Origin of the sequence: Arenimonas sp. (assembly GCF_019459675.1) — a bacterium.
Taxonomy (GTDB): domain Bacteria; phylum Pseudomonadota; class Gammaproteobacteria; order Xanthomonadales; family Xanthomonadaceae; genus Arenimonas.
This window is the reverse complement of record NZ_JAIBFH010000095.1, coordinates 1-3,895: the sequence shown is the minus strand read 5'-3', so window position 1 is coordinate 3,895 and position 3,895 is coordinate 1. Positions and strand designations below refer to the sequence as shown.

General features: G+C 69.8%; 4 protein-coding genes. 3 read left to right on the top strand and 1 reads right to left on the bottom strand.

The features are described 5' to 3' along the window. Positions 1–3 precede the first annotated feature (3 nt). On the top strand, positions 4–363 hold the full coding sequence (locus K0M70_RS03575) for a CopD family protein (protein ID WP_290779395.1): 360 nt from the start codon (positions 4–6) through the stop codon (positions 361–363). Positions 364–366: 3 nt separating this feature from the next. Here K0M70_RS03575 and K0M70_RS03570 read toward each other — a convergent pair whose 3' ends face one another. After that, positions 367–1,443, bottom strand: coding sequence for a calcium/sodium antiporter (locus tag K0M70_RS03570; protein ID WP_290779392.1), 1,077 nt, complete (start codon positions 1,441–1,443; stop codon positions 367–369). A 117-nt stretch (positions 1,444–1,560) separates the two neighbouring features. Between K0M70_RS03570 and K0M70_RS03565 the strand changes: the two genes are divergently transcribed. Beyond that, positions 1,561–2,835 (top strand): dicarboxylate/amino acid:cation symporter, encoded by a 1,275-nt coding sequence (locus K0M70_RS03565; protein WP_290779389.1) that lies wholly within the window; start codon positions 1,561–1,563, stop codon positions 2,833–2,835. Continuing rightward, complete coding sequence (locus tag K0M70_RS03560; protein WP_290779386.1) at positions 2,832–3,701, top strand: DMT family transporter; 870 nt, start codon at positions 2,832–2,834, stop codon at positions 3,699–3,701. Before K0M70_RS03565 ends, K0M70_RS03560 begins: the two co-directional genes overlap by 4 nt. Positions 3,702–3,895: the final 194 nt, after the last annotated feature.

Here is a 3,895-nt window from a genome sequence, read left to right as displayed (position 1 = left end):
ACGGTGTTCTACCTGCCGCGCATCCTGGTGAACCTGGCCGAAGCCGGCGCCGAACCGGCGGTCCGCGACCGGCTGGCGCTGATGGGCCGGCGGCTTTACCGCTTCGGCCACGTCATGTTCGGCATCGCGCTCGTGTTCGGGCTCACGCTGTGGATGCACTTCGGCATGAAGGGCGGCTGGGTGCACGCCAAGCTCACCCTGGTGCTGCTGCTGCTGGCGCATTTCATCTTCACGGGGCGCTGGATCAGGCGCGCCGCGGCCGGCGCGGCGCTGCCGTCGCCCACGGCGCTGCGCTGGTTCAACGAAGTGCCGCTGGTGCTGGCGATCCCGGTGCTGTGGCTGGTCTATTTCAAGCCGTTCTGAGGGTCAGGGGTGGGTCCGGCGCCAGTGCTTGAGCTCGCGCCAGGCCACGGCCCCCAGCGTCAGCACGGTCAGCGGGATCACCACGGTGCTCATCACCAGCGCGAACTCGTCCAGGGCGTCGTGTTCCTGCGCGTTGAGCACCAGGTAGGTGGTATAGGCGACGTAATAGCCCAGGAACACCGCGCCCTCCCAGCGTGCGATGAGGTGGCCGGTGAACAGGATGGGCAGGCAGGCGATCGCCACCGCCAGCATCACCGGCAGGTCGAAGGCCAGCAGCGAGGGCGGCACCTGCAGGCCCGTGCCCGAGACCATGGCGCTGATGCCGAGCACGGCGCCCAGGTTGAAGATGCCGCTGCCCAGCACGTTGCCCACGGCGATCTCGCGCTCGCCGCGCAGCGCGGCGATCACCGAAGTGGCCACCTCCGGCAGCGAGGTGCCGGCCGCCACGATGGTCAGGCCGATCACCAGCGGGCTGACGCCCAGCATCGTCGCGAAAATCGTGGCGGCGTCCACCAGCCAGCGCGAACCCAGCACCAGCATGGCCAGGCCGACCACGATCAGCGCCAGCTGCACCGGCAGCCTTGCCATCAGCCCGGGAGGGTTCGACACCAGCGCGTCGGCGACCTCGGCCGGCGCCGCGTTCTTTCCCTGCCGGTAGAGCAGCACGATGTAGGCCAGCAGCGCGCCGAGCAGCAGCGCGCCGTCGGCGAAGGAAATGCTCATGTCCATCGCCATCCAGAGCACCAGCGCGGACAGCCCGACCATGATCGGCACCTCCTGCCGGATCAGCTGCCGGTCCACCACCAGCGGCGCCAGCAGCGCCGACACGCCCAGGATGAACAGCACGTTGAAGATGTTGCTGCCCACCACGTTGCCCAGCGCGATGTCGGTCTGGCCGTCCAGCGCGCCCTTCACGGACACCGCCAGTTCGGGCGCGCTGGTGCCGAAAGCGACCACGGTCAGGCCGACGACCAGGGGCGCGATGCCGAGGGACAGTGACAGGCGCGAGGCGCCGCGCACCAGCAGGTCGGCTCCGAAGATGAGCAGGGCCAGGCCGGCCAGGAAAGTCATGAGGATCATGGAGGGGTCCCGCGGGAGGTTCGCCATTATCGCCTGCAACGGTACGTTGGTGCGTGTGCGGATGACCCCGGGCGCAAGACTGGGTATCTTCGGCCATTGCCCTTTCCGAGCCAGTCCATGGCCCTGCTCACGCGCTGGTTCCGAATCCCGTTCTGGCAGCGTGTGCTGGCCGGCTTCCTGCTGGGTGGCCTGGCGGGCTGGCTGCTGGGTCCACAGGCGGGCCCCTGGTTCCAGCCCCTGGGCACGCTTTACGTCACGCTGATCAAGATGATCGCGACGCCGCTGGTGTTTTTCGCGGTGATCAATGCCGTGGCCAGCCTGCACGGGCAGCAGTCGGTGGCGGCGCTGGGCGGCCGCACCTTCGCCTGGTTCGCGGTGACGGCGGCGCTGGCGGTGGGCGTGGGCCTGGCCGTGGCCCTGGTGCTGCAGCCGGGCCTGGGCCTGGGCGCGCTGGTGCCGGACGCGGGCTACGTGGAGAAAGTGGTGCCGGGCCCGGTGGCGGTGCTGCTGGACGTGGTGCCGGCCAACCCCTTCATGGCCCTGGCGGAGGGCAAGATCCTGCAGGTGATCTTCTTCGCCGGCCTGGTGGGCTTTGCGCTGGTGAAGCTGGGCGAGAAGACGGCGCGGCTGCGCGCGCAGGCCGGCGAGGCCAGCGAGACCATGATCCAGGTGACGCGCTTCGTGCTGGAGTTCACGCCGATCGGCACCTTCGGCCTGATCGCGGCGCTGGTGGGTACCTACGGCTTCGAGCGGCTGCTGCCGCTGGGCGGGTTCGTATTTGCGCTTTACCTGGCCTGCGCGCTGCACATCGTGTTCGTCTACGGCGGGCTGCTGCTGGCGCACGGGCTGAACCCGCTGAAGTTCTTCCGCGGCGCCTTCCCGGCCATGCAGATCGCGTTCGTGGCTTCGTCGAGCTTCGCGGCGCTGCCGGCATCGCTGCGCGCGGCCACCCACAACCTGGGCGTGAAGCCCGAGTACGCCGCGTTCGCGGTGCCGCTGGGCGCCAGCATCAAGATGGACGGCTGCGGCGCGATCTTCCCGGCGCTGACGGCGGTGTTCGTGGCGCAGTACTTCGGCATCGAGCTGTCGGCGTCGCAGTACTTCATCATCCTGCTGGCCTCGGTGCTGGGCAGCTTCGGCACCGCCGGCGTGCCCGGCACTGCCATCGTGATGGCTACGGTGGTGCTGAGTTCGGCGGGCTTGCCGCTGGAAGGCATCGGCTACCTGATCGCCATCGACCGCGTGCTGGACATGATGCGCACGATGACCAACGTCACCGGCCAGGTGCTGGTGCCGGTGCTGGTGGCGAAGGAAACCGGGCTGCTGGACCAGGCCGTGTACGACGCGGCGTCCACCGACATCGGCCTCGAGGACGAGGCTTCACGCGGGTGACGCGACGCGGTCGCGCCACGCTGGCGGGTTTCGCCGCGGTGCTGCTGTGGTCGTCGCTGGCGGTGCTGACCACCGCCACCGGTACGATCCCGCCTTTCCAACTGCTGGCCATGGGGTTCGGCATTGCGGGCCTGGCCGGCGTGGCGCTGCTGCTCCGGCCCGGTGGGCCTGGCGTGGCGGCGCTGAGGCAGCCGTGGGCGGCCGGCGCGCTGGGTATCGGCGCGCTGTTTGGGTACCACGCGCTGTATTTAATCGCGCTCAAGCGCGCGCCGGCGGTGGAGGCCAACCTCATCAACTATCTGTGGCCGCTGCTGATCGTGGTGTTCGCGGCAGGCATCGGCGGCACGCGCGTGCGCCCGGGGCAGTGGCTGGGCACGGTGCTGGGGCTGGCGGCCGCGGCGCTGCTGGTCACGCGCGGGCGATCGCTGCAGATCGATCCGGCGCACGTGCCCGGCTACGCCGCCGCGCTCGGGGCGGCATTGATCTGGGCGCTGTATTCGGTGCTCAACCGCCGCTTCGAGGCGGTGCCCAGTGCGGCGATGGCCGGGTCCTGCCTGGCGGTGGGTGTACTTGGCGGCATTGCGCACCTGGCTTTCGAAACCACGGTGGCGCCCACCGCGGGGCAGTGGGCCTTGATCGGACTGCTCGGGCTGGGGCCCACCGGGATCGCGTTCTGGCTTTGGGACATCGGCACCAAGCGCGGCGACATCGCGGTGCTGGGCACGCTGTCCTACGCGGCACCGCTGCTGTCGACGGGCCTGCTGCTGGCGTTCGGTCGTGCCACGCCGCACTGGACCCAGGCCGTGGCCGTCGCACTCCTGCTCACGGGTGCGTGGCTGAGCCTCGCCGCCCGTCCCGCGGATTAGCGGCTGCCGCCTTTCAATCGCACAGAGGTGATTCCGGCACCGATTCGCCGGGGCGCGGGTTTTCGCGCGGGCACCACAAGGAAGGGTTCACCACCCAAGTGAGTGGATGGGTGCGGCGCCGGCCCCACCGCGAAGGCGAGGGTCACTTCCTGCTCATGGCACGGCCTTTTAAATCGCAGGAAGTGACCCTCGCT

Excerpts from the sequence above, each read along its gene's own strand:
- K0M70_RS03570 (WP_290779392.1), bottom strand. The coding sequence starts at position 1,443 with ATGATCCTCATGACTTTCCTGGCCGGCCTGGCCCTGCTCATCTTCGGA.
- K0M70_RS03565 (WP_290779389.1), top strand. The coding sequence starts at position 1,561 with ATGGCCCTGCTCACGCGCTGGTTCCGAATCCCGTTCTGGCAGCGTGTG.